The organism is Burkholderia latens, assembly GCF_902499045.1.
Lineage (GTDB): Bacteria > Pseudomonadota > Gammaproteobacteria > Burkholderiales > Burkholderiaceae > Burkholderia > Burkholderia latens.
Genome location: NZ_CABVPL010000038.1, coordinates 19,424 through 43,524, shown reverse-complemented (window position 1 = coordinate 43,524; position 24,101 = coordinate 19,424). Strand labels below are relative to the sequence as shown.

20 protein-coding genes are annotated in these 24,101 nt (G+C 66.8%); 3 read left to right on the top strand and 17 right to left on the bottom strand.

Features of this window, described 5'->3' with window-relative positions:
* Positions 1-31: 31 nt before the first annotated feature.
* From BSE24067_RS22705 to BSE24067_RS22640, 14 genes are all read right to left on the bottom strand, one after another.
* The gene (locus BSE24067_RS22705) at positions 32-631 is read right to left on the bottom strand and encodes a TetR/AcrR family transcriptional regulator (RefSeq protein ID WP_040141903.1); all 600 of its coding nucleotides are present in this window, start codon (positions 629-631) and stop codon (positions 32-34) included.
* Between the two features lie 188 nt (positions 632-819).
* On the bottom strand, positions 820-2,094 hold the full coding sequence (gene clsB, locus BSE24067_RS22700; protein WP_151066409.1) for a cardiolipin synthase ClsB: 1,275 nt from the start codon (positions 2,092-2,094) through the stop codon (positions 820-822).
* Positions 2,091-2,585 carry a dihydroneopterin triphosphate diphosphatase gene (gene nudB / locus BSE24067_RS22695; protein ID WP_151066410.1) on the bottom strand — a complete coding sequence of 165 codons (495 nt, stop codon included), beginning with the start codon at positions 2,583-2,585 and terminating at the stop codon, positions 2,091-2,093. Before nudB ends, clsB begins: the two co-directional genes overlap by 4 nt.
* A 156-nt stretch (positions 2,586-2,741) precedes the next feature.
* A complete protein-coding gene (gene aspS / locus BSE24067_RS22690; RefSeq protein WP_151066411.1) occupies positions 2,742-4,544 on the bottom strand; it encodes an aspartate--tRNA ligase in 1,803 nt (600 codons plus the stop codon).
* Between the two features lie 67 nt (positions 4,545-4,611).
* Positions 4,612-5,262 (bottom strand): DUF502 domain-containing protein, encoded by a 651-nt coding sequence (locus tag BSE24067_RS22685; protein WP_170297526.1) that lies wholly within the window; start codon positions 5,260-5,262, stop codon positions 4,612-4,614.
* 62 nt (positions 5,263-5,324) lie between these two features.
* Entirely contained in the window at positions 5,325-5,663 is a 339-nt protein-coding gene (locus BSE24067_RS22680; RefSeq protein ID WP_174904859.1) for an FmdB family zinc ribbon protein, read from the bottom strand.
* A gap of 95 nt (positions 5,664-5,758) precedes the next feature.
* A complete protein-coding gene (locus BSE24067_RS22675) occupies positions 5,759-6,385 on the bottom strand; it encodes a class I SAM-dependent methyltransferase (protein ID WP_151066824.1) in 627 nt (208 codons plus the stop codon).
* A gap of 17 nt (positions 6,386-6,402) precedes the next feature.
* Positions 6,403-7,980: a ubiquinone biosynthesis regulatory protein kinase UbiB gene (gene ubiB, locus BSE24067_RS22670; RefSeq protein WP_151066826.1), complete on the bottom strand. Its 1,578-nt coding sequence runs from the start codon at positions 7,978-7,980 to the stop codon at positions 6,403-6,405.
* A 12-nt stretch (positions 7,981-7,992) separates the two neighbouring features.
* Positions 7,993-8,619 carry a ubiquinone biosynthesis accessory factor UbiJ gene (locus BSE24067_RS22665; RefSeq protein WP_151066828.1) on the bottom strand — a complete coding sequence of 209 codons (627 nt, stop codon included), beginning with the start codon at positions 8,617-8,619 and terminating at the stop codon, positions 7,993-7,995.
* Between the two features lie 163 nt (positions 8,620-8,782).
* Entirely contained in the window at positions 8,783-9,814 is a 1,032-nt protein-coding gene (locus BSE24067_RS22660; protein WP_151066830.1) for a Tim44 domain-containing protein, read from the bottom strand.
* 41 nt (positions 9,815-9,855) lie between these two features.
* A complete protein-coding gene (ubiE, locus tag BSE24067_RS22655) occupies positions 9,856-10,587 on the bottom strand; it encodes a bifunctional demethylmenaquinone methyltransferase/2-methoxy-6-polyprenyl-1,4-benzoquinol methylase UbiE (protein ID WP_151066832.1) in 732 nt (243 codons plus the stop codon).
* A 52-nt stretch (positions 10,588-10,639) separates the two neighbouring features.
* The gene (locus tag BSE24067_RS22650; RefSeq protein WP_151066834.1) at positions 10,640-11,053 is read right to left on the bottom strand and encodes a gamma-butyrobetaine hydroxylase family protein; all 414 of its coding nucleotides are present in this window, start codon (positions 11,051-11,053) and stop codon (positions 10,640-10,642) included.
* Positions 11,050-11,493: an HIT family protein gene (locus tag BSE24067_RS22645; protein WP_151066836.1), complete on the bottom strand. Its 444-nt coding sequence runs from the start codon at positions 11,491-11,493 to the stop codon at positions 11,050-11,052. The genes BSE24067_RS22650 and BSE24067_RS22645 overlap by 4 nt, the downstream gene beginning before the upstream one ends.
* A gap of 87 nt (positions 11,494-11,580) precedes the next feature.
* Complete coding sequence (locus BSE24067_RS22640) at positions 11,581-15,606, bottom strand: DUF3683 domain-containing protein (protein WP_151066838.1); 4,026 nt, start codon at positions 15,604-15,606, stop codon at positions 11,581-11,583.
* Between the two features lie 574 nt (positions 15,607-16,180).
* Here BSE24067_RS22640 and ilvA point away from each other — a divergent pair.
* The gene (ilvA, locus tag BSE24067_RS22635; protein WP_151066839.1) at positions 16,181-17,704 is read left to right on the top strand and encodes a threonine ammonia-lyase, biosynthetic; all 1,524 of its coding nucleotides are present in this window, start codon (positions 16,181-16,183) and stop codon (positions 17,702-17,704) included.
* A 12-nt stretch (positions 17,705-17,716) separates the two neighbouring features.
* A complete protein-coding gene (gene queF / locus BSE24067_RS22630) occupies positions 17,717-18,547 on the top strand; it encodes an NADPH-dependent 7-cyano-7-deazaguanine reductase QueF (protein ID WP_151066841.1) in 831 nt (276 codons plus the stop codon).
* A 1,060-nt stretch (positions 18,548-19,607) separates the two neighbouring features.
* Here queF and BSE24067_RS22625 read toward each other — a convergent pair.
* The 3 genes from BSE24067_RS22625 to BSE24067_RS22615 form a co-directional block, all read right to left on the bottom strand.
* Positions 19,608-19,994, bottom strand: a complete 387-nt coding sequence (locus tag BSE24067_RS22625) for a RidA family protein (protein WP_006497391.1) — start codon at positions 19,992-19,994, stop codon at positions 19,608-19,610.
* Positions 19,995-20,117: 123 nt separating this feature from the next.
* On the bottom strand, positions 20,118-21,599 hold the full coding sequence (locus BSE24067_RS22620; RefSeq protein ID WP_151066843.1) for an N-acyl-D-amino-acid deacylase family protein: 1,482 nt from the start codon (positions 21,597-21,599) through the stop codon (positions 20,118-20,120).
* Positions 21,600-21,601: 2 nt separating this feature from the next.
* Positions 21,602-22,540: a MurR/RpiR family transcriptional regulator gene (locus tag BSE24067_RS22615; RefSeq protein ID WP_151066845.1), complete on the bottom strand. Its 939-nt coding sequence runs from the start codon at positions 22,538-22,540 to the stop codon at positions 21,602-21,604.
* Positions 22,541-22,659: 119 nt separating this feature from the next.
* Between BSE24067_RS22615 and BSE24067_RS22610 the strand changes: the two genes are divergently transcribed.
* Positions 22,660-23,940 carry an amino acid deaminase gene (locus BSE24067_RS22610; RefSeq protein ID WP_151066847.1) on the top strand — a complete coding sequence of 427 codons (1,281 nt, stop codon included), beginning with the start codon at positions 22,660-22,662 and terminating at the stop codon, positions 23,938-23,940.
* The last annotated feature ends 161 nt before the right edge of the window (positions 23,941-24,101 follow it).

The following is a 24,101-nucleotide window of genomic DNA, read 5'->3' as shown; positions in this document are numbered from 1 at the left end:
CTCGAGCTCCTGGCGGGCGGATCACGCGCCGCTAACGGCTCTCGCTCTGATACGAAACGATCGTCTTTTCCAGCGCGGCCCACGTGAGGCGCACGGCATCCGGCGAATGCAGGAAACGTGCGTCGTGATGCAGGCCGAGCGTGAAGCTGTACAACTCGAAGAGCATCAGGTCCGGATCGGTATCCGCACGCAGATGGCCTTCTTCCTTCGCCTGCGAAATGGCGCGCAGCAACGCGGCACGCCAGGCGGTCACGCTCGCGATCAACTGCTCGCGCACGGGGCTGTCAGGCCGGTCGTCGTACTCGACGGCACCGCTGATGTAGATGCAGCCAGTCGTCACCTCCTGGATGCGCTTTTCGATCCAGCGCGCCAGCATCGCCCGCAGGCGCGGCAGACCGCGCGGCTCGCGCAGGCTCGGAAAGAACACCTCGTTCTCGAAACGATGGTGATATTCGCGGACGACCTCGACCTGCAGGTCCTCGCGCGATCCGAAGTGCGCGAACACGCCGCTCTTGCTCATCTGCATGCGCTCGGCCAGCAGGCCGATCGTCAGTCCCTCCAGCCCGTCACGGCTGGCGAGGTCCAAAGCAGCTTCGAGTATCGCGGCACGCGTCTGTTCGCCTTTTCGCATAGCTTTTTCTGTAACCGTTCGGGGGTTCGAATAAAATCGAACGGCCGTACTATTATTGAGTGCGGCCGCTCGCGAAACAAGAAAATTATTAGAAACCGGTGTCTAACCGAGCCGCTATTTTGCGCGATTCCGGCGGGGCCGGAGCGGCTTTTCCGCACGAACGTGCGGACGGATTTTGAAGCGAACGCTTAGTCGTAGCCGCCGACCGTCAGCGCCTTCATCACGATGCGGTACGTGTTGTACGCGAGCCAGTTCAGCATACGCTCGACGCGCGGCCGCGCGGCATAGTGCGCGGCGTCGATTTCGCGCCCCTCGGTGAACGCGGCCGCGATCGCATCGCGCAGCTCGTTCGTGACCGTGTCGTAGCGCACCAGCACCACGTTCGCCTCATTGTTGAGCATCAGGCTCAGCGCGTCCAGATTCGACGAGCCGACCGTCGCCCAGTTGTCGTCGATCACCGCGACCTTGCCATGCAGGATCGTCTTGTCGTATTCCGCGACGCGCACGCCTGCGCGCAGCAGCGCGTGATACAGGAACGGCACGGCCGTATCGAGCGCCGTGAACTCCTTGCGGCCGATGAGGATCCGCACGTCGACGCCGCGGCGCGCGGCGCCGGTCAGCGCACGGCGCAGCTTGCGCCCCGGCATGAAATACGGGTTCGCGAGGAGGATCTGCTGCCGCGCCTGGCCGATCGCGGCGAGATACGCCTTCTCGATCGCGCGGCGGTTCACGACGTTGTCGCGCGCGACGAACGCGACGCTCGGCTCGGTCACGACCCGCAGCGCGCCGGCCTTGATCCAGCGGTGGCTGCGCATCCAGCGCCGGAACATGTCCGGGAACGCGTCACCGCCGTGCAACCCGGCCGCGTACTGCGCATACGGTTTGTGGCCGAACTGGATCCGGTGCCACTGCAGTTCGAACGCGGCGCGCACGTCCGACACCGCGGGCCCGGCCATCTCGACCGCGAAATCCCAGCGCGGAAACGGCAGCGTCGCGCTGCCCTGTGTGTAGTCGTCGACGATGTTGATGCCGCCGCAGAACGCGACCGCATGATCGATCACCGCGAGCTTGCGGTGCGTGCGCGAGAAGCCGAAGCGGCCGAACAGGTAGCGGTTGTAGATGCAGTGCTCGACGCCGGCCTCGGCCCACGTTTCGAACAGCGGCAGGCGCGCGGTGCCGACGCCGTCGGTGATCACGCGCACGCGCACGCCGCGCTGCACTGCGCGGATCAGTGCATCGGACACCGGCCGGCCGGCCGCGTCGTCGCAGAAAATGTAGGTTTCGAGCATCACCTGCTCGCGCGCCGCGTCGATCCGCTCGATCAGCGCCTGGAAGAATTCGGCGCCGGTTTCGCAGAGCCGCACCGTATTGCCCGTCGTGAACGCGAGTCGCGACGCGGAGCCGCGCTCCTGCAGGAACATCTGCCGCAATTGCGCGAAGCGCTTGCGGGCTTCCGCATTCATGCGGACGAGCCGTGCGGCGCCCGCGCGAGCGACACGCGCACGGGCAGTTGCAGGATCGCCTCGGCATTCGACGGCGAGAAGCAGCGCGCGGCCGCCTCGCGGTACGGCAGCCACGCATAGTCGACATGCTCGCGCGGCGACAGCGTCACGTCGACGCGGCGCGGCACGCACAGGCCGAACCAGTGCTCGACGTTGCGCGTGACGCCCGGCGCATAGCGATGCAGGTATTGCGGATAGATCGTGTATTCGATCCGGTGATGCCAGTCGATCAGCGCGCTGGCCGGCACGTCCCGCGTGCCGACCGCGATGCCGGTTTCCTCGGCCACTTCGCGCGCGGCCGTGAGCGCGAGCGGCTCGTCGAGCGTGTCCTTCGATCCGGTCACCGATTGCCAGAAATCGGGCTGATCGGCGCGCTTGATCACCAGCACGTCGAGGTCGGGCGTGTAGATCACGACGAGAACGGATTCGGGGATTTTCGGCGGCTTCGTCATCTTTGTTTCATGCGGCACAGGGCCGTTCGCCGGGCCGGCGCCCGAACGTGCGGCAAGTGCTGCGACTGTACCGCAAAAAACGAAAAAGGCGCACGACGGCGCCTTTTTCGCGGGGCATCGTGCGCGCGTCGCCGCGCACACGATCATGGACAAGCGTTACGCCTTCGGCTGCTCGGGCTGACGCAGACGGATGTGCAGCTCGCGCAGCTGACGCTCGTCGACCGGGCTCGGCGCCTGCGTGAGCAGATCCTGCGCACGCTGCGTCTTCGGGAACGCGATCACGTCGCGGATCGAGTCGGCGCCGGCCATCATCGTGACGATGCGGTCGAGACCGAACGCGATACCGCCGTGCGGCGGCGCGCCGTACTGCAGCGCGTCCAGCAGGAAGCCGAACTTCGCCTGCGCCTCTTCCGCGCCGATCTTCAGCGCGCGGAACACCTTGCTCTGCACTTCCTCGCGGTGGATACGCACCGAGCCGCCGCCGATTTCCCAGCCGTTCAGCACCATGTCGTACGCCTTCGCGAGGCAGCGGCCCGGGTCCGTCTCGAGGTATTCGAGATGCTCGTCCTTCGGGCTCGTGAACGGGTGGTGCGCCGCGACGTAGCGCGCGTCTTCGTCGTCGTATTCGAACATCGGGAAGTCGACGACCCACAGCGGCTTCCAGCCGGCTTCGACGAGGCCGTTCGCCTTGCCGAACTCCGAATGGCCGATCTTCAGGCGCAGTGCGCCGAGGCTGTCGTTGACGACCTTCGCGCGATCGGCCGCGAAGAAGATGATGTCGCCGTCTTCAGCACCGGTGCGCTCGAGGATCGCCGCGATCGATGCGTCGTGCAGGTTCTTGACGATCGGGCTTTGCAGGCCGTCGCGGCCCTTCGCCTTCTCGTTGACCTTGATCCACGCGAGGCCCTTCGCGCCATAGATGCGCACGAATTCCGTGTAGCCGTCGATGTCGCCGCGCGACAGCTCGGCGCCCTTCGGCACGCGCAGCGCCGCGACCCGGCCGTCCTTCGCGTTGGCCGGCGTGCTGAACACCTTGAAGTCGACGTCCTTCATCGCATCGGTCAGCTCGGTGAACTCGAGCTTCACGCGCAGGTCCGGCTTGTCGGAGCCGAAGCGCGCCATCGCTTCCGAGTACGGCATCACCGGGAATTTCGCGTCGAGTTCGACGTCGATCGTCGTCTTGAAGATGTGACGGATCATGTCTTCGAACAGGTCGCGGATTTCCTGCTCGCCGAGGAACGACGTTTCGCAGTCGATCTGCGTGAATTCCGGCTGACGGTCGGCGCGGAGATCCTCGTCGCGGAAGCACTTGGTGATCTGGTAGTAACGGTCGAAGTTCGCGACCATCAGCAGCTGCTTGAACAACTGCGGCGACTGCGGCAGCGCGAAGAACTGGCCCGCGTTCACGCGCGACGGCACGAGGTAGTCGCGCGCGCCTTCCGGCGTGCTCTTCGTCAGCATCGGCGTTTCGATGTCGATGAAGCCCTGCTCGTCGAGGTACTTGCGCGCTTCGATCGCGACGCGGTAGCGCAGGCGCAGGTTGTGCTGCATCTGCGGGCGGCGCAGGTCGAGCACGCGGTGCGTGAGGCGCGTGGTTTCCGACAGGTTGTCGTCGTCGAGCTGGAACGGCGGCGTGATCGACGCGTTCAGCACGTTCAGCTCATGGCACAGCACCTCGATCTTGCCGCTCTTCAGGCCGGCGTTGACCGTGCCTTCCGGACGGTTGCGCACGAGGCCCTTGACCTGCACGCAGAACTCGTTGCGCACACCTTCGGCCGTCGCGAACATTTCCGCGCGATCCGGGTCGCACACCACCTGCACGAGGCCTTCACGATCGCGCAGGTCGATGAAGATCACACCGCCGTGATCGCGGCGGCGCTGCACCCAGCCGCACAGCGACACGGTTTGGCCCAGCAGGTGTTCGGTCACGAGACCGCAGTATTCAGTACGCATCGACATGATGTTTGCTTTCGTTCGGTTTGATCAACGGGCGCCGCAACGCGCGGCCCGGGCGATGATTCTTTACTTACAGCGGCGGCTCGACGGGACGGCGGGCGGGCGCCGGAACCGGCGCCGGAGGCGCCACGACGCCCATCGAGACGATGTACTTCAGCGCGGCATCGACCGACATGTCGAGTTCGATGACTTCGCTCTTCGGCAGCATCAGGAAGAAGCCGGACGTCGGGTTCGGCGTCGTGGGCACGTACACGCTCACGTACTCTTCCGTCAGATGGTTGACCACGTCGCCGCCGGGCGTGCCGGTCAGAAACGCGATCGTATACGAGCCGCGGCGCGGGTATTCGATCAGCAGCGCCTTGCGGAACGCGTTGCCGCTGCTCGACAGCAGCGTGTCCGAGACCTGCTTGACGCTCGTGTAGATCGGCCCGACGACCGGAATGTGACGCACGACCGCGTTCCACCACGTGACGAGCTTCTGGCCGATGAAGTTCTGCGTGGCCAGCCCGACGACGAAGATGAACGCGAGCGTCAGCACCGCGCCGATCCCCGGCAGGTGGAAGCCGAGCATCCGCTCCGGCTGCCACGATTCGGGCAGCAGCAGCAGCGTCTGGTCCATCGTGCCGATGATGAGGCCAAGCACCCACAGCGTGATCGCGAGCGGGACGAGAACCAGCAGGCCGGTCAGAAACACCGTTTTCAGGGTCGTCTTTTTCATCATCTGCCGTCAATGAACCGCGCCCGCAGGCGCGGTGTAAGCGCGGCCCGGCGGGGCCGCGACTGTCAACTGCCGGCGGCGGGCGCCGCAGCCGGGGCCGGCGCGGTGCTCGTCGTCGTGCTTTCGGAACTCGCGGCCGCGGGCGCGGCTGCCGGCGCCGCGGCAGGCGCTGCCGCGCCCGCGTCGCCATTGGCCGCCGCCGGCGCGCTGGTGCCGCCCGAGCCACCGCGGAAATCGGTGACATACCAGCCGGAGCCCTTCAACTGGAAGCCGGCGGCGGTGACTTGCTTGCGAAACGCATCCTTCCCGCATTCGGGGCACTGCGACAGCGGCGCGTCGCTCATCTTCTGGAGCACGTCCTTGGCGAAACCGCACGCTTCGCATCGATAGGCGTAGATCGGCATGATATTTTTCCCGCAGAAACTGGAAACGGCTTGCAAAACCTTGAATTATAGCCGAAACCCCGGCGCGCTCCGGCAACCGCCGCAACGCACGGGCTTCAGCAACGGCGCCACGTAAGCCAGCGCTCGTGCCCTTCGAACACGGCCAGCGAATCGGTCACCGGCAGGTCGTCGATCAGCTCGAAGTGCGGCGCGAGCAACGCATCGAGTTCGGCGCGCTCGATCCCGAACGGCGGCCCCTTCGGCTTCTTCGTCACGAAGAAATAACCGGCCAGCAGCGCACCGGCGGGCAGCAGCTCGGCCATCCGTGCCGCATAGCTGACGCGCAGGCTCGGCGGCAGCGCGCACAGGAACGCGCGCTCGTACACCCACTGCACGTCGAACGGCGGCCGGTACGTGAAGAAGTCGGCCTGCTCGACGACGTCCGCATGCGCGCCAAGCTGCGCCTTCGCGGCGGCCACTGCCTGCGCGGCGAAATCGATCGCGCGCACGGACCAACCGGCCCGCGCGAGCCAGCCGGCCTCCTGCGCGCTGCCGCAACCCGGAATCAGCACCGCGCACGGTTCGCGCCGCTGCGCGAACGCGCGGAATCCGTCCGGCACGCCGCCGAATTCCCACGGCGTCACGCCGCGCGCGAAACGCTCATCCCAGAACGACGCGCTGCCGGGGTCGCGCGTCGCGAAATCGGCAGCGCTCGGTGCGGACGGGTGCTTCGGTTCGGACATCGCGCGGCTCCCGTCGGTCAAGCACCCGACGCGAGCGCGAGCAGCACGCGCGCGACGAGCGCGCCGACGCCGACGGCAAGACCGAAGATCAGCAGCGCCTGCAGCAGCCGGTTGGTCCGCTTCTGCTCGACGAGGATCTGGCGCATCAGCTCGTCGCTCGCGGCGCGCGGCGCGTCGTGGCGCGCGGCCAGCGCGTGGTGGATCAGGCGCGGCAACTGCGGCAGCGTCTTGCTCCACTGCGGCGCCTCGACCTTGAAGCGCTCGTACCAGCCGCGCAGGCCGATCTGCTCGGTCATCCAGCGCTCCAGATACGGCTTCGCGGTCTTCCACAGATCGAGCTCGGGATCGAGCGAGCGGCCGAGCCCTTCGACGTTCAGCATCGTCTTCTGCAGCAACACCAGCTGCGGCTGGATCTCGACGTTGAAGCGGCGCGACGTCGAGAACAGGCGCATCAGCACCTGACCGAGCGAGATGTCCTTCAGCGCACGGTCGAAGTACGGCTCGCACACCGCGCGGATCGCACTCTCGAGCTCCTCGACGCGCGTCTCGGGCGGCACCCAGCCGGACTCGAGATGCAGCGTCGCGACGCGGTGGTAATCACGCTTGAAGAATGCGAGGAAGTTCTGCGCGAGGTAGTTCTTGTCGAAATCCGACAGCGCGCCGACGATCCCGAAATCGAGCGCGATGTAGCGGCCGAACGTCTTGGGATCGAGGCTCACCTGGATGTTGCCCGGGTGCATGTCCGCATGGAAGAACCCGTCGCGGAACACCTGCGTGAAGAAAATCTCGACGCCTTCGCGTGCGAGCTTCTTGATGTCGACCCCGGCGGTGCGCAGCGTCTCGACCTGGCTGATCGGCACGCCGGTCATGCGTTCCATCACGAGCACCTGCGACGTCGAAAAATCCCAGAACATCTCGGGCACGAGCAGCAGATCGAGGCCCGCGAAGTTGCGGCGCAGCTGGCTGCCGTTCGCGGCCTCGCGCATCAGGTCGAGCTCGTCGTGCAGGTACTTGTCGAATTCGGCGACGACCTCGCGCGGCTTCAGGCGGCGGCCGTCGGCCCACATGCGCTCCGTCCACGTCGCGATGTCGCGCATCAGCGCGAGATCGGAGTCGATGACCGGCAGCATGTTCGGGCGCAGCACCTTGACCGCGACCGCCTTGCCCGCGTGCACGCCCTGCTTGAGCTTCGCGAAGTGCACCTGCGCAATCGACGCGCTCGCAACCGGCTCGCGCTCGAACTCGTCGAACAACTCGTCGACCGGCGCGCCGAGCGACTTCTCGATGATCGCGATCGCGACCGCCGAATCGAACGGCGGCACCTGATCCTGCAGCTTCGCGAGTTCGTTCGCGAAATCGACCGACAGCAGGTCGCGGCGCGTCGACAGCACTTGCCCGAATTTCACGAAGATCGGGCCGAGGCTTTCGAGTGCGTGGCGCAGCCGCACCGCCGGCGGCGACGAATAGCGGCGGCCGATCGTCGTGATCCGCAGCAGCAGCTTCACGCGCCGGTCGTCGATGCGCGACAGCATCACCTCGTCGAGGCCGAAGCGAATGACGGTGTAGACAATCTTGATGAAACGGAAAATGCGCATGCCCTGCGGCCCTCAGTGCGCGCCGCGCGGGCCGAAACCCGTGCGCGCGCCGATTTTTTGTTCGAGTCGCTCGACCCGTTTTTCGACCCGCGCAAGCGCATCGCGCGCGCGCGCCAGCTCGGCATCGAAGCCGCCGAGCGCCGTGCGCCGGACGACTTGCGGGTTCTCGTCGAGCCAGTACTCGGCGACGGAATCGAGCACGTTGCGGCCGGTGCGGCGCGCACGCGCGCCGGCGTCGCGTACGACCGTCGCGATCCGGTGCGCGGCCGCGTCGCCCACCAGCTTCGCGAGATCTTCCTCAGGTTCCCAGCGCAGGTGCTCGGCCAGCTTCGCGATCTGCGTCGCGAACTCCGCGTCGCCTTCGATCTTCACGTGCTTCATCACGGCCGCCTGGCCGCCCTGCAGGAATGCCGCGACCGTGTCGCCCGCCAGCGCGATCGACACGTCGACCCGTTGCGCGTCGTGCGCGTCGACCGCGGACAGATAGCCGTCGGGCTGCACGAGCAGTGTCAGCGTGACGGGCGGCACGTCGAGCCGGGCGGTCTTGCCCGCATAGGGGATCAGGCGGTCGCGCGCCCACGATTCGCGTGCGAGCAGGTGATTGACAGCAGCGGCAAAAGGCTTGGCGGCAAAGGTCATCGGGCTGGGAAAGAAAAAACCCGCGCAGGCCGGGCGCCCACGCGGGTTTCTATTGTAACGTCGGATCGTCGGCAGACCGCGGCCAACCGCACACCCGGGCGGCAAGCGGTCGCAGTGCGGCGTCCGTCGCCCGGGCGGCGGACGCGCCGCCCGCCGGTCACGCTCAGTGCGTGTTGATCTGCTGGATACCCGCGAGCAACCAGCCCTGGCTGCCCGACTTCGACAGGTTCCACACCTCGTCGAACGGCGCCGCCGACGCATTCGCCGATTCGCGAATCAACCCGTGGAAGCGCACGCTCGCCGACTGCTCGATGCCGCGATCCTCGATCGCGACCAGTTCCGCGTCGAGCTGCACGACGTCGGTCTGGTTCGCGTCGTTGCCGCGCGAGTCGAGGTCGATCTTGATCTCGGCGAACATTTCGGGCGTCGTGAACTCGCGGATGTCGGCCAGATTGCCCTGGTCCCACGCCGCCTGCAGGCGCACGAAGTAGACCTTCGCGCTGCGCAGGAACGCGTCGGTGTCGAAGCCGGCCGGCACCTGCAGCGGTGCCGCGGCCATCGCGCCGGCCGCGCCCGCGGCTGCCGCGCCGCCGCCGAACACGCTTTGCGCCTCGTTCGCATAGCTGCTGCCGCTGCCCGCGTAGTTGCTGCCGGCGCCCTGCTGGAACGACGGGCTTTGCGAGTAGCCGCCCGACGACGATGCCGCGCCGCCGACCGAGTACGCCGGCTCGTGCGGACGGCGACGGCTCATGAACTTGCGGACCAGCCAGATGCCGATCATCGCGAGCAGCGCGATCACGATCACGTTCGCCATCATGCTCGCGAACGCGCCGCCGAGGCCGAAGTGCGACAGCAGCGCCGCGATGCCGAGACCGGCCGCGAGACCGGCGATCGGCCCGAGCCAGCGCGAGCGGTTCGGCTGCGCGGCGGGCGCCGGCGCGGCCGGATTCGGGCGCTGCGCCTGCGACGGCGCGGCCTGCTGCATCGGCTGCTGCGCCGGCGGCGTGGCCTGACGCTGCGTGACGGTCGAGCTCTGGCGGCCGATGCTGCGTCCGCCGCCCATGCGCTTCGCTTCGGCGTCGAGCGATGCGAACGTGCCGGCCGTGAGCAGGCCGACCATCAGCAGCGTGCCGACCCGTCGAGCCCACGGCTTCGACGGCTTGCTACGGTTGAACAACGAACGCGATTCGGACATCAGCTTCTCCAGATGTAAGGCGAATGTATGGAAAGAACCCCTTAGTACTTGGTTCCAAGGTGTAAAGCTACCACGCCACCTGACAAATTGTAATATTTGACGGCATCGAGGCCTGCTTGTTCCATCATCGTCTTCAGCGTGTCCTGATCGGGGTGCATCCGGATAGATTCAGCAAGATACCGATAACTTTCAGCATCTTTCGCGAACTTGTCGCCAAGCCACGGTAATACTTTGAAAGAATACAGATCGTACGCTTTTTTCAGCGGATCCCAGACTTTCGAGAATTCCAGCACCATCACGCGGCCGCCGGGCTTCGCGACGCGGCGCATCTCGGCCAGCGCCGCGTCCTTGTGCGTCATGTTGCGCAGCCCGAACGCGACTGTCACCACATCGAAGTAGTTGTCCGGAAACGGAATTTTTTCGGCGTCGCAGAGGAGCGACGGCGTCACGATGCCCTTGTCGAGCAGCCGGTCGCGGCCGACGCGCAGCATCGACTCGTTGATGTCGGTGTGCCAGACTTCGCCGGTCGGGCCGGCCGCCTTCGCGAACGCCTTGGTCAGGTCGCCGGTGCCGGCCGCGATGTCGAGCACCTTGAAGCCCGTGCGCACGTTCGCCTGCGCGATCGTGAACGCCTTCCACGCGCGGTGCATGCCGGCCGACATCAGGTCGTTCATCAGATCGTAGTTGCTCGCGACCGAATGAAACACGCCCGCCACTTTCTTCGCTTTTTCGGTTTCCTCGACGCTTTCGAAGCCGAAGTGGGTTTTGCTCATCGCGTTGATCCTCAGTAAATGGCAAGACGGCGCCGAGCGGGCGCCGTCGATTTCAGTGGCAGTGGCCGTGCGGCGCGGGGGCCGCCTGCATCGGCGCGTCGCGCTCGACGCCCGCCGCCTTCAGTTTGTCGAAATACTCGCGCCACAGCGCGTCCTGCCGCGTCGCCAGTTCGTACAGCAGATCCCACGAGTAGATGCCGGTCGAATGGCCGTCCGAGAACGTCGGCTGCAGCGCGTAGTTGCCGACGCCCTCGAGCGCGGTGATCGTCACTTCGCGCTTGCCGGTCTGCAGCGTCTCCTGACCGGGCCCGTGGCCGCGCACCTCGGCCGACGGAGAATAGACGCGCATCAGCTCGAACGGAATCCGGTAATTCTCGCCGTTCGGATACTGCAATTCGAGCACGCGCGACACCGCGTGCACGACGACGCCGGACGGAATCGGCGTCGTGGAAGTCAAACCGCTCATGGCTGCCTCGAATCGGTCGTTCGTTGAATTTCCTCGCGCACCGCATTGTGCAGCAGCGAGGCCTGCGCCGCGCGCGAGCGCAGCAGCGCCTCGGACACGCTGCGCTGGCGCGGCGCCCACACGGGCTGCGGAAAATGGGCGTCGTTCGAGAAGCGCGGGATCACGTGCCAATGCACGTGCGGCACCATGTTGCCGAGGCTCGCGAGATTCACCTTGTTCGGCTGCATCACGCGGCGCACCGCCCGCTCCACCGCGTACACCACGCGCATCAGATGTGCCCGCTCGGGCTCGCCGAGATCCGAGAACTCGGCCACGTGCGCGCCCCAGATCACCCGGCAGAAGCCCGGGTAGTCGTGCTCGCCCGTCGCAAGGACGACGCGCAGCACGTCGTCCTGCCAGAGCACGTCGCCGCCGTCTTCACGGCAAAACACGCATTCCATCGTCGCTCCCATGTGCACGGGCGCCGGCGCATCAGCGCCAGCGCCCGCTCTCGTCCAGTGCCCGGCCGGGCGGTCGTCATGCCCGCATTAGACCAGCACGCGCTCGATCCCGCCATTGTTCGCGTGTGCGACATAGTCGGCCATCCAGTTCTCGCCGAGCACCTGGCGCGCGATTTCGACCACGATGTAGTCGGCCTCGAGGTTCGCGTCCTCGTTGTAGCGCGACAGGCCCTGCAGGCACGACGGGCAGCTCGTCAGGATCTTCACGTCCGGGCCGTTCGCGCTCGCGGCGGCCGGCGCCGGCGCGTCGCCGGCCACGACCGGGATGCTGCGCAGCTTCGCTGCGCCCTTGCGGATTTCCTCTTCCTTGCGGAAGCGGACCTGCGTCGAGATGTCGGGGCGCGTGACCGCGAGCGTGCCCGATTCGCCGCAGCAGCGCTCGTTCTTCTCGATCTTGTAGCCGTCCTTCTCCGCGCCCATCAGCTCGTTGACGAGCTTGACCGGGTCCATCGTCTTGATCGGCGTGTGGCACGGGTCGTGATACATGTAGCGTGTGCCCGTCACGCCGTCGAGCTTCATCCCCTTCTCGAGCAGGAACTCGTGGATGTCGATGATCCGGCAGCCCGGGAAGATCTTGTCGAATTCATATCCGGCGAGCTGGTCGTAGCAGGTGCCGCACGACACGACCACCGTCTTGATGTCGAGGTAGTTCAGCGTGTTCGCGACCCGATGGAACAGCACGCGGTTGTCGGTGACGATCTTCTCGGCCTTGTCGTACTGGCCCGAGCCGCGCTGCGGATAGCCGCAGCACAGATAGCCCGGCGGCAGCACGGTCTGCACGCCCGCTTCCCACAGCATCGCCTGCGTGGCCAGCCCGACCTGCGAGAACAGGCGCTCGGAGCCGCAGCCCGGGAAGTAGAACACCGCCTCCGAATCGACGGTCGTCGACTTCGGGTTGCGGATGATCGGCACGATCTTGTTGTCCTCGATGTCGAGCAGCGCGCGCGCCGTCTTCTTCGGCAGGTTGCCCGGCATCTTCTTGTTGACGAAGTGAATCACCTGCTCGACCGCGGGCGGCTTGCCGGTCGTCGCGGGCGGATGCTGCGTCTGCTTCGTCACGACCTTCTTCAGCATGTCGTTCGCGAAGCGCTGAACCTTGTAGCCGACGCCCATCATCACGCTGCGCGCGGCGTTGATAGTCTGCGGGTTGGTCGCGTTCAGGAAGAACATCCCCGCCGCATTGCCGGCGTTGAATTTCTTCTTGCCCATCTTGCGCAACAGGTTGCGCATGTTCATCGTCACGTCGCCGAAGTCGATCTTCACCGGGCACGGCGTCGCGCACTTGTGGCACACCGTGCAGTGGTCGGCCACGTCGTTGAACTCGTCCCAGTGCTTGATCGACACGCCGCGGCGCGTCTGCTCCTCGTACAGGAACGCCTCGACCAGCAGCGACGTCGCGAGAATCTTGTTGCGCGGGCTGTACAGCAGGTTCGCGCGCGGCACGTGGGTCGCGCACACCGGCTTGCACTTGCCGCAGCGCAGGCAGTCCTTCACCGAATCGGCGATCGCCCCGATATCGGACTGCTGCATGATCAGCGACTCGTAGCCCATCAGCCCGAAGCTCGGCGTGTACGCGTTGCGCAGGTCGGCGCCGTCGAGCAGCTTGCCCTTGTTGAAGCGGCCGTTCGGGTCGACGCGCTGCTTGTACGCGCGGAATTCGGCGATCTCGTCGTCGGTCAGGAACTCGAGCTTCGTGATGCCGATCCCGTGTTCGCCGGAGATCACGCCGTCGAGCGAGCGCGCGAGCGTCATGATGCGCGCGACCGCCGCGTGCGCGTCCTGCAGCATCTCGTAGTTGTCGGAGTTGACCGGGATGTTGGTGTGGACGTTGCCGTCGCCCGCGTGCATGTGCAGCGCGACGAACACGCGGCCGCGCAGCACGCGCTTGTGGATCGCCTGCGCTTCGTCGAGGATCGGCTTGAACGCGCCGCCGTTGAAGATCGCGCGCAATTCCGCGCGGATCTCCTGCTTCCACGAGATGCGGACCGTGCGATCCTGCGTGACGTGGAACACGGTCGCGCCCGGCTGCTCGTCCGCGCGATCGGCGAACTTCTCGGCGAGCGCCTCGTAGCCGAGCTGCACGAGATAGTGCTGCGCCTCGCGCAGCGGCTGGTCGAGCCGGTCGCGCACGAATTCCCACCGTGCGCGCACGCGCTTGAGCAGCTCCAGCGCCTGCTGCACGCGGTCTTCCAGCAGCTCCGCGCTCGGGATCTCGTTCGCGTCGTCGGTCTTGCCGAGCGGCAGGTTGCCGCCGCGGAAGAACGCTTCGAGCGCGTCGACCAGCTGCAGCTTGTTCTTCAGCGAGAGCTCGATGTTGATCCGCTCGATGCCGTCGGTGTACTCGCCCATCCGGTTCAGCGGGATCACGACGTCCTCGTTGATCTTGAACGCATTCGTGTGCTTCGCGATCGCGGCCGTGCGGCTGCGGTCGAGCCAGAAGCGCTTGCGCGCCTCCGCGCTGACCGCGACGAAGCCTTCGCCGCTCTTGCCGTTCGCCATCCGGATCACTTCGGATGTCGCCTGCGCGACCGCATCGGCGTCGTCGCCGACGATGTCGCCGATCAGCACCATTTTCGGGAATGCGTTGCGCTTGCTCTTGGTCGCGTAGCCGACCGCGCGCAGGTAACGCTCGTCGAGGTGCTCGAGGCCGGCAAGGATCGCGCCGCCCTGCTTCGACGTCTCGAACAGGTAGTCCTTGATTTCGACGATGCTCGGGATCGCCTCGCGGGCCTGGCCGAAGAATTCGAGGCAGACGGTGCGCGTGTGCGCGGGCATCTTGTGCAGCACCCAGCGCGCGGACGTGATGAGCCCGTCGCAGCCTTCCTTCTGCACGCCCGGCAGGCCGGCGAGGAACTTGTCGGTCACGTCCTTGCCGAGGCCTTCCTTGCGGAAGCGGCGGCCTTCGATCTCGAGCATTTCCGTCTTCAGCAGCTTCTCGCCCGGCGCGTATGCGCCGTCGAACCACTTCAGCTCGAAACGCGCGACGTCGACGTCGTGGATCTTGCCCTGGTTGTGCTCGTGGCGCGTGACTTCGAGCCAGTTGCCGTCCGGGTCGACCATCCGCCACCAGGCCAGGTTGTCGAGCGCGGTGCCCCACAGCACGGCCTTCTTGCCGCCCGCGTTCATCGCGACGTTGCCGCCGATGCACGACGCGTCGAGCGACGTCGGATCGACCGCGAACACGTAGCCGGCCGCCTCCGCCGCCTCGGTCACGCGGCGCGTCACGACGCCCGCGCCGGAGAAGATCGTCGGCACCTTGTGCGCGACGCCCGGCAGTTCGGTCAGCTCGACCGCGCCGAGCTGCTCGAGCTTCTCGGTGTTGATCACCGCGGAGAACGGCGTGAGCGGCACCGCGCCGCCCGTGTAGCCGGTGCCGCCGCCGCGCGGGATCACCGTCAGGCCGAGCTCGAAGCACGCCTTGATCAGCGCGGCGATCTCGGCTTCGGTATCGGGGGTCAGCACGACGAACGGGTATTCGACGCGCCAGTCGGTCGCGTCGGTCACGTGCGACACGCGCGACAGCCCGTCGAAGCGGATGTTGTCCTTCTGCGTGCAGCGGCCGAGCGCCTTCGTCGCACGGCGGCGCAGGTCGGCCATCTTGTCGAATTCGTCTGCGAATTCGTCGACCGCGCGCTGCGCGGCGGCCTCGAGCATCTCGACGCGCCCCGCGCGTTCGCGGCCGGCGTCGTCGTGGTGCTCGGTCAGGTCGGCGCGGCGGCGCTTGCCGATCTCGGTCAGGCGGTGGTTCAGCGCCTCGATCAACAGCGCGCGACGCTTCGGGTTGTCGAGCAGGTCGTCCTGCAGGTACGGGTTGCGGCGCACGACCCAGATGTCGCCGAGCACTTCATACAGCATCCGTGCCGAGCGGCCCGTGCGGCGTTCCGCGCGCAGCTCGTCGAGCACCGACCATGCGTCGGCGCCGAGCAGGCGGATCACGATCTCGCGATCGGAGAACGACGTGTAGTTGTAGGGAATCTCGCGCAGGCGGGGCGCGGGGTCGGCGGCGACGGCGGCGGCCGCGCCATGCGGATCGAAAACTTGTGGTGCGTTCATGTTCGGACGACTCGGAGGGCCGATACACCGTGCACGGGCGTCGGCAAGCGCGTGGGCGCAATCTTGGGGAAATCTGTTCTCGTGCCAGGCGGGCGACTATCTCGCATGGGGCCGGAGCGGGCGGGGACTCACCGTTCCTGGCCGGCAGGGCCTGGCGGCACTCGGAGCCATCAGCACGATCGCGCGCGGCGCGCATGCCGTTCCGCCGCCGGGCTGGCTGCGCGCGGCGACGGCTTCAACGGAGCGATCCGAGGGTGCCTCTGCATCTTCCGATCCTTGATCCAAAACGGAATTCTAACCCATGATCGGCCCATGCGTGGGACGCCGGACAGGTCGTGGGGCTTTCGCCGCAACCCGCGCCACGCCTGGCTCGGCGCGGTTTCGCGCCGGCATTCGCCGTCCGTCCGGTCGGTAACTATGCGGTTAAACCGGTAAAAGGGGCTGCGCCGTGTGACCGACGCCCTCGCCGCGCGGGTTGCCGGCGGCGCGCCCGGCATGCGGCTTGCGTGCGGACGGACCCTTGGCGCTATCATTGATCCTTTACCGTCTGCTTCCGCACCGCACGCGAGCGCCCATGGCATCCCACGATTACCTGAAGAAAATCCTCACCGCGCGCGTCTACGACGTCGCGCTCGAGACGGAACTCGAACCCGCCCGCAACCTGTCGGCCCGGCTGCGCAACCCCGTGTACCTGAAGCGCGAGGACAACCAGCCGGTGTTCTCGTTCAAGCTGCGCGGCGCGTACAACAAGATGGCGCACATTCCGGCCGACGCGCTCGCGCGCGGCGTGATCACCGCGTCGGCCGGCAACCACGCGCAGGGCGTCGCGTTCTCGGCGGCGCGGATGGGCATCAAGGCCGTGATCGTCGTGCCCGTCACGACGCCGCAGGTGAAGGTCGACGCGGTGCGCGCGCACGGCGGCCCGAGCGCCGAGGTGATCCAGGCGGGCGAATCGTACAGCGATGCGTACGCGCATGCGGTGAAGGTGCAGGCCGAGCGCGACCTCACGTTCGTCCATCCGTTCGACGATCCGTACGTGATCGCGGGCCAGGGCACGATCGCGATGGAAATCCTGCGCCAGCACCAGGGGCCGATTCACGCGATCTTCGTGCCGATCGGCGGCGGCGGCCTCGCGGCCGGCGTGGCCGCGTACGTGAAGGCGGTGCGCCCCGAGATCAAGGTGTTCGGCGTGCAGGCCGAGGATTCGTGCGCGATGGCGCAGTCGCTGCAAAAGGGCGAGCGCGTCGAGCTGCCCGAAGTCGGCCTGTTCGCGGACGGCACGGCCGTGAAGCTCGTCGGCGAGGAAACCTTCCGGCTCTGCCGCGAATTCCTCGACGGCGTCGTGACGGTCGACACCGACGCGCTGTGCGCGGCGATCAAGGACGTGTTCCAGGACACGCGCAGCGTGCTCGAACCGTCGGGCGCGCTCGCGGTCGCGGGCGCGAAGCGCTATGCGGAACGCGAAGGGATCGAAAACCAGACGCTCGTCGCGGTCACGTCGGGCGCGAACATGAACTTCGACCGGATGCGTTTCGTCGCGGAACGGGCCGAAGTCGGCGAGGCGCGCGAAGCCGTGTTCGCGGTCACGATCCCGGAGGAGCGCGGCAGCTTCAAGCGCTTCTGCTCGCTCGTCGGCGACCGCAACGTGACCGAGTTCAACTACCGGATCGCCGACGAGAAGTCCGCGCACATCTTCGTCGGCGTGCAGATCAAGCGGCGCGGCGAATCGGCCGAGATCGCCGCGAACTTCGAGTCGCACGGCTTCAAGACCGTCGACCTCACGCACGACGAGCTGTCGAAGGAGCACATCCGCTACATGGTGGGCGGCCGTTCGCCGCTCGCGCACGACGAACGGCTGTTCCGCTTCGAGTTCCCGGAGCGGCCGGGCGCGCTGATGAAGTTCCTGTCGTCGATGGCGCCGGACTGGAACATCAGCCTGTTCCACTACCGCAACCAGGGCGCGGACTACAGCTCGATCCTCGTCGGGTTGCAGGTGCCGCAGGCCGATCATGCCGAGTTCGAACGCTTCCTCGCGGCGCTCGGCTATCCGTATGTCGAAGAGAGCGCCAATCCGGCGTACCGCCTCTTCCTGTCGTAAAGGCTTCGTCCCATGAATCCCGAACATTCCCCGCTCGGCAAGGCCACCGTCTACGCGGCGCAGTACGATGCGTCGCTGCTGTTCCCGATCCCGCGCGCGGGCGCGCGCGAGCAGCTCGGCATCACGTCGGCGCTGCCGTTCTTCGGCACCGACATCTGGAACGCGTACGAGCTGTCGTGGCTCAACGCGCGCGGCAAGCCGCAGCTCGCGATCGCGACGTTCTACGTGCCGGCCGAATCGCCGAACATCGTCGAATCGAAGTCGTTCAAGCTGTATCTCGGCTCGTTCGCGCAATCGAAGTTCGACTCGGTCGACGCGGTGCGCGACGTGCTCAAGCGCGACGTGTCGGCCGCGTGCGGCGCGAGCGTGTCGGTGCAGCTCGTGTCGCCGCACGATTTCGGCAAGCTCGAGATGGAAGAGCTCGACGGGCTGTCGCTCGATCGGCTCGATCTCGACACCGACGTGTACGAACCCGATCCGTCGCTGCTGTCGGCCGCCGACGCCGAAATCGAAGCGCCGGTCGAGGAAACGCTCGTGTCCGACCTGCTGCGCTCGAACTGCCCGGTGACCGGCCAGCCCGACTGGGGCAGCGTGCAGATCCATTACGTGGGCCCGCAGATCGATCATGCGGGGCTGCTGCGCTACATCATCTCGTTCCGCAATCACACGGGCTTTCACGAGCAGTGCGTCGAGCGGATCTTCCTCGACATCCTGCATGCGTGCAAACCGGTGAAGCTCGCGGTGTATGCGCGGTATACGCGCCGCGGCGGGCTCGATATCAATCCGTTCCGCACCAACTACAACCAGCCGATGCCGGACAACGCGCGGACGGCGCGGCAGTGAATGAGTGTGTTGGCGGGTATGTCGAGGCCGCCAACACCGCCTGCTTGCGGAAGGCGCGCCTCTCTAATTCGGTGCGAATACGTCGGCTCGGCACTTCGGACAATACAGGTAGATTGTTCGACCATCGTGCAGGGAAATGAAGCCTCGCCTTGCCTGGTCTATCCTCCATTTCGCCGCGACGCCACCCGCTAGACGCGCTTCGCCTTCGGCATAGCAACGCGCGGCGTCCAAGTCATGGCTGTATGCCCGTTCCGTTACGCGGCCCGCACGCTTGAAAAACGCGCTGACATCCGCACGCCGAAGAACGAACGTACGACACATATCCGCCGTTTCGTCCCCGCTGATGTCGGCCGACCACGCACCGTTCTTCACGATATCGACTGACGCCGGCACAACAGGTGGTACCTCGCCGCCAGGCGATACCCTGCTGGACAGCGTGTCCGCCACCGCACCGTGGTTGAGCACGAGTGCCGACATCAAAACTGCGATCCGATTCACCATTGCACCCTAGCCGCCTCCGCCCGGTTCTTCCGCGATACTACCGGGTGACGAAAAACCTCTGTCATCGGAACACCCAGCGTTACCGAAAGGGAGTGGATGAGCCATCGCAACGAATCATTCTGAGCCTCGGGCGCCGCGACGTAGCTTCGTCGATCAGGGTTGGGCTCATTGAGCGGCAGAGCTTCACCGACCAGTTCCACCCCGATGCTGTCTGTATTGGAAGGGTAACGGTCCGGGACCGCCTTGCGCATCTCCCGCCGGTCTTCCCCGACGGGTCAAAACGACGAAGTTGCTCCAGTTCGACGGGCGTGCAACGCATTTCGGCAACACAGCGCGCCTTGATTCGACCAACATGCCAAGTCTGCTTCTTCAAAGATGCGGTCTGATAAATCGTTGTCACACAATGCAAAGTTTCGGTGCCGCGCATACCTACTTCAATCGAAGTGTATTTGAACGCCCCCCGCCCCTCCACTCGCCCTCGCATCAACTTCGCCAAATGCAACAAGGCCGGTGCACGTCAATGCACCGGCCGTGTTGTACAGCTTCCACCCCCGCCGCGTTACTTCGCCGGCGCCTTGTAAGCGATGCAATCGACCTCGACCTTGCAGTCGATCACCATGCTCGACTGCACGCAGGCCCGCGCCGGCGGGTTCTCGCCGAAGTAGGAAATGAACACCTTGTTGAACGACGCGAAATCGCGCGCGTCGTCGAGCCACACGCCGCAGCGCACGACGTGCTCGAGGCCGTAGCCGGCTTCCTTCAGGATCGCGATCACGTTCTCGATCGCCTGCTTCGACTGCGTGACGATCCCGCCTTCGACGACCTCGCCGTTCACCATCGGCGTCTGCCCCGACACGTACAGCCAGCCGTCGGCCTCGACCGCACGTGCAAACGGCATCACCTGGCCGCCGGTGCCCTTCGCTTCGCCTACGCCATATCGCTTCATCGTTTCACTCCTTGTTGGTCGACCGGCCTCGGCGCGCAAGCGCCGGCGCCAGTCCCATGCAACGCACGGTTGCGGATGCGCGCGCCGGCATGGCGCACGCGGCAAATCAAATCAGGACCGCGCTCAGAACGCGGCGTCGGCACTCGCCGGCACGCGTTCGCCGCGCGCGACGAAACCGCCCGCGCGCTCGCCGGTCGCCTGCCCGTTCTCATAGGTCAGCACGCCGTTCACCCACACCGCGTCGATCCCGTGCGCGGGCTGCTGCGGCTTCTCGAACGTCGCCGCATCGAGCACGCGCGCCGGATCGAACAGCACGAGATCCGCGTGATAACCGACGTGCACTTCGCCGCGCTTCGCGATCCCGTAGCGGCGCGCGGACAGCGACGTCATCTTGCGGATCGCTTCCTCGAGCGGCAGCAGGTTCGTGTCGCGCACGTAATGGCCGAGCACGCGCGGGAACGCGCCCCACAGCCGCGGATGCGGGAGCGGATCGTTCGGCAGGCCGTCCGAGCCGACCATCGTCGCCGGGTGCGACAGGATCCGCCGCACGTCGTCCTCGGACATGTTGTGGTACACGGCGCCGGCCGGGCGAATCCGCTGCGCGGCCTCCTGCTCGGTCACGCCCCAGTCGGCGGCGATCGCCTTCAGCAGCTTGCCGGCGACTTCCGGATGCGGCTCCGACCACGTGATCGTGATGTCGATGTCGCCCGTCACCTGCTTCAGGTCGAGCGTCGACGAGCTACGGCTGTACGGATAGCAGTCGCAGCCGACCGGCTGGTAGCGGCGCGCGCCTTCGAGCGACGCGAGCACCTCGGTGCTGCGCCCCCAGTTCGACGGGCCCGCGCACTTCAGGTGCGAGATCACGACCGGCACCTGCGCGTGACGGCCGACGCGGTAGGCCTCGTCCATCGCGTCGAGGATCGCGTCGAACTCGGTACGCATGTGCGTCGTGTACAGCGCACCGGCATTCGCGAGCGGCTCGGCGAGCGCCATCACTTCCTCGGCCGGCGCCGCGAACGCGGACCCGTACGCGAGGCCCGACGACAACCCGAGCGCGCCGTTCGCGAGCGCCTCCTCGAGCTGCGCGCGCATCCCGGCGATCTCGCCGTCGGTGGCCGCGCGGTCGAGGCGGTCCATCTGGTTGTTGCGCAGCGCGGTGTGGCCGACGAGCGCCGCGACGTTCACGGCCGGGCGCGCGTCGTTGACGGCCGCGACATAGGCGGCGAAGGTCGGATAGCGGAACGCGTCGCGATCGCCGAGCAGGTTCATCGGGTCGGGCGGATCGCCGGCGAGCGTCACCGGCGACGCGCTGATCCCGCAGTTGCCGACGATCACGGTCGTCACGCCCTGCGAGATCTTCGGCAGCATCTGCGGCGCACGGACCACGTGCGTGTCGTCGTGCGTGTGCACGTCGACGAAGCCCGGCGCGAGCGCGCGGCCGTCCGCATCGACGACGGTCTCGGCAAGCCAGTTCGACAGGTTGCCGATCGCCGCGATCACGCCGTTGCGGATCGCGACGTCGCGCGTGACGGGCGGCGCGCCGGTGCCGTCGTACAGCTGCGCGCCGACGATCAGCGTATCGGCGGCTTCGGGATGCGAATGCATGGTCAGTCTCCTACCGGTTGACGGTCTCCGCCGCCGCGGTGCGCATCGAGCGCATGCTTGATGCGGCGCAGCGATTCTCGGCCCGCATCGCCGAGCCGCAGCGCGACTCCGGTGACGAGCACGTCGATCGCCATCATCATCGCGTAGCGCGATGTCGACGGCTTGTAAATGAAATCGGTTTCGAACGCGACGACCGGAATCAGATGGTCGGCGAGCGTCGCGAGCGGCGACGCCGGCGCGGTGATCGCGATCAGCGTCGCGCCATAGCGCTTCGCGAGGCGGCAGCTTTCGAGCAGCTCGGGCACGCGCCCGCTCACCGACAAAGCGACGACCACGGCGTCGCGCGACAGCGTCGCCGACACCATCCGCTGCAGCAGGCTGTCCTGATAGCTCGCGACCGGCCGGCCGAAGCGCACGAGCCGGAAGCGCAGTTCGTCGGCGAGCGCGGTCGAGCCGCCGCCCTGCCCGTATACGTAGATCATCTTCGCGCCCGCGAGCAGATCGGCGGCCGCGTCGAACGACGTATTGCGCAGCAACTGGTGGTTGTGCGCGAGCGCGACGCGAATCTCGTCGTAGACGACCGATGCGGCGCTCGCGTCTTCGCCGGGATGCTCGCCGGATGGCGCGAGAAAGCGCTGGCCGACGGCCGCGGCCTGCGCGACGAGCAACTTCAGTTCGCGCACGTCGCGGCAGCCGACGGCCTTCGCGAAACGCGTGACGGTCGCGACGCTGACTTCCGCGTCGCGCGCGAGCGTGCCGATGCTCGCATGCGCGGCACGCGCGAGATCGGCGAGGATGAACGCGGCGACCTTGCGCTCGGCTTCGCGCAGCTCCGGCGCACATTCGGCGATCCGCGCGACGATGTCGAGGACCGGCTGGGCGGCCGGCGCGGACGGCGGATCGGCTGCGAACGGAGCGGACGGAGTCACGGGCGTATTCATCTGCGGAAAAGGGTGCGAAGCCTGATGTTACTAAATAACATCACCGCGCAGATGCTACTTTCTGTACCATCTGCATGTCAACTTCAATGCAATGCATAGTGATGATGGAGCGGGATGACATGAAAGTTACAAACTATCAGGAACCGACAATCAATCCGTTGGGCAAGGGCCTCGGCAACGTGCCGAGCGCGAGCGTGCCGCTCGACGACGCAGGCCGCCTCGAATGGAACCTGCTCGCGGAAGACGTGAGCCTGCCGGCTGCCGTACTGTATGCGGATCGCATCGAACACAATCTGAACTGGATGCAGGCGTTCGTCCAGCAGTACGGCGTGCAGTTCGCGCCGCACGGCAAGACGACGATGGCGCCGCAACTGTTCCGCCGCCAGCTCGCCGCGGGCGCATGGGGCATCACGCTCGCGACCGCGCACCAGACGCAGGCCGCGTATCACGGCGGCGTGCGGCGCGTGCTGCTCGCGAACCAGTTGGTCGGCCGCCACAACATGACGATCATCGCCGGGCTGCTGTCCGATCCCGACTTCGAATTCTTCTGCCTCGTCGATTCGGCCGACGGCGTCGACCAGCTCGGCCGCTTCTTCGGCGACGCGAAAAAGACGCTGAACGTGCTCATCGAACTGGGCGTGCCGGGCGGCCGCGCGGGCGTGCGCGATGCCGCGCAACGCCAGGCCGTGCTCGACGCGATCGCACGCTATCCGGACACGCTGAAGCTGGCCGGCATCGAACTCTACGAAGGCGTGCTGAAGGAGGACGGCGAGATCCGCGCGTTCCTGCAAGATGCCGTCGCGCTCACGCGCGAGCTCGCGGAAGCCGGCCGTTTCGCGCGCACGCCGGCGATCCTGTCGGGTGCCGGCTCGGCGTGGTACGACGTGGTCGCCGAGGAATTCGCGAAGGCGTCCGATGCGGGCTTCGCGGAAGTCGTGCTGCGTCCGGGCTGCTACCTGACGCACGACGTCGGCATCTACAAGAAAGCGCAGACGGACGTGTTCGCGCGCAACCCGATCGCGCGCCGGATGGGCGAAGGCTTGCTGCCGGCGCTGCAGCTGTGGGCGTACGTGCAGTCGGTGCCGGAAGCCGACCGCGCGATCATCGCGCTCGGCAAGCGCGACGCGGCGTTCGACGCGGGGCTGCCGGAGCCGGCGCGCCACTTCCGTCCGGGCCGCGACGCCGCGCCGCGCGACGTCGCCGCGAGCGAAGGCTGGGCCGTCACCGGGATGATGGACCAGCACGCGTACCTGCAGATCCCGCCCGGCGCGGACGTGAAGGTGGGCGACATGGTCGCTTTCGACATCTCGCACCCGTGCCTGACGTTCGACAAGTGGCGCCAGCTGCTCGTCCTCGATCCGCAGTTCCGCGTGACGGAAGTCGTCGAGACGTTCTTCTGACGCATCGCACAGGTGCCTGACCGCCCCGCGGCCGCGCGGGGCGGTCGTCACGCGCGCTTCAATCTGCCGGAGTACACTGCGCTTTCGTCCTCGGAGCCGCTTCGCCGCCGTTGCTCCCGTCTGCCGTACACGGCGCGAACGGACCCTCAACGCTGTTCAAT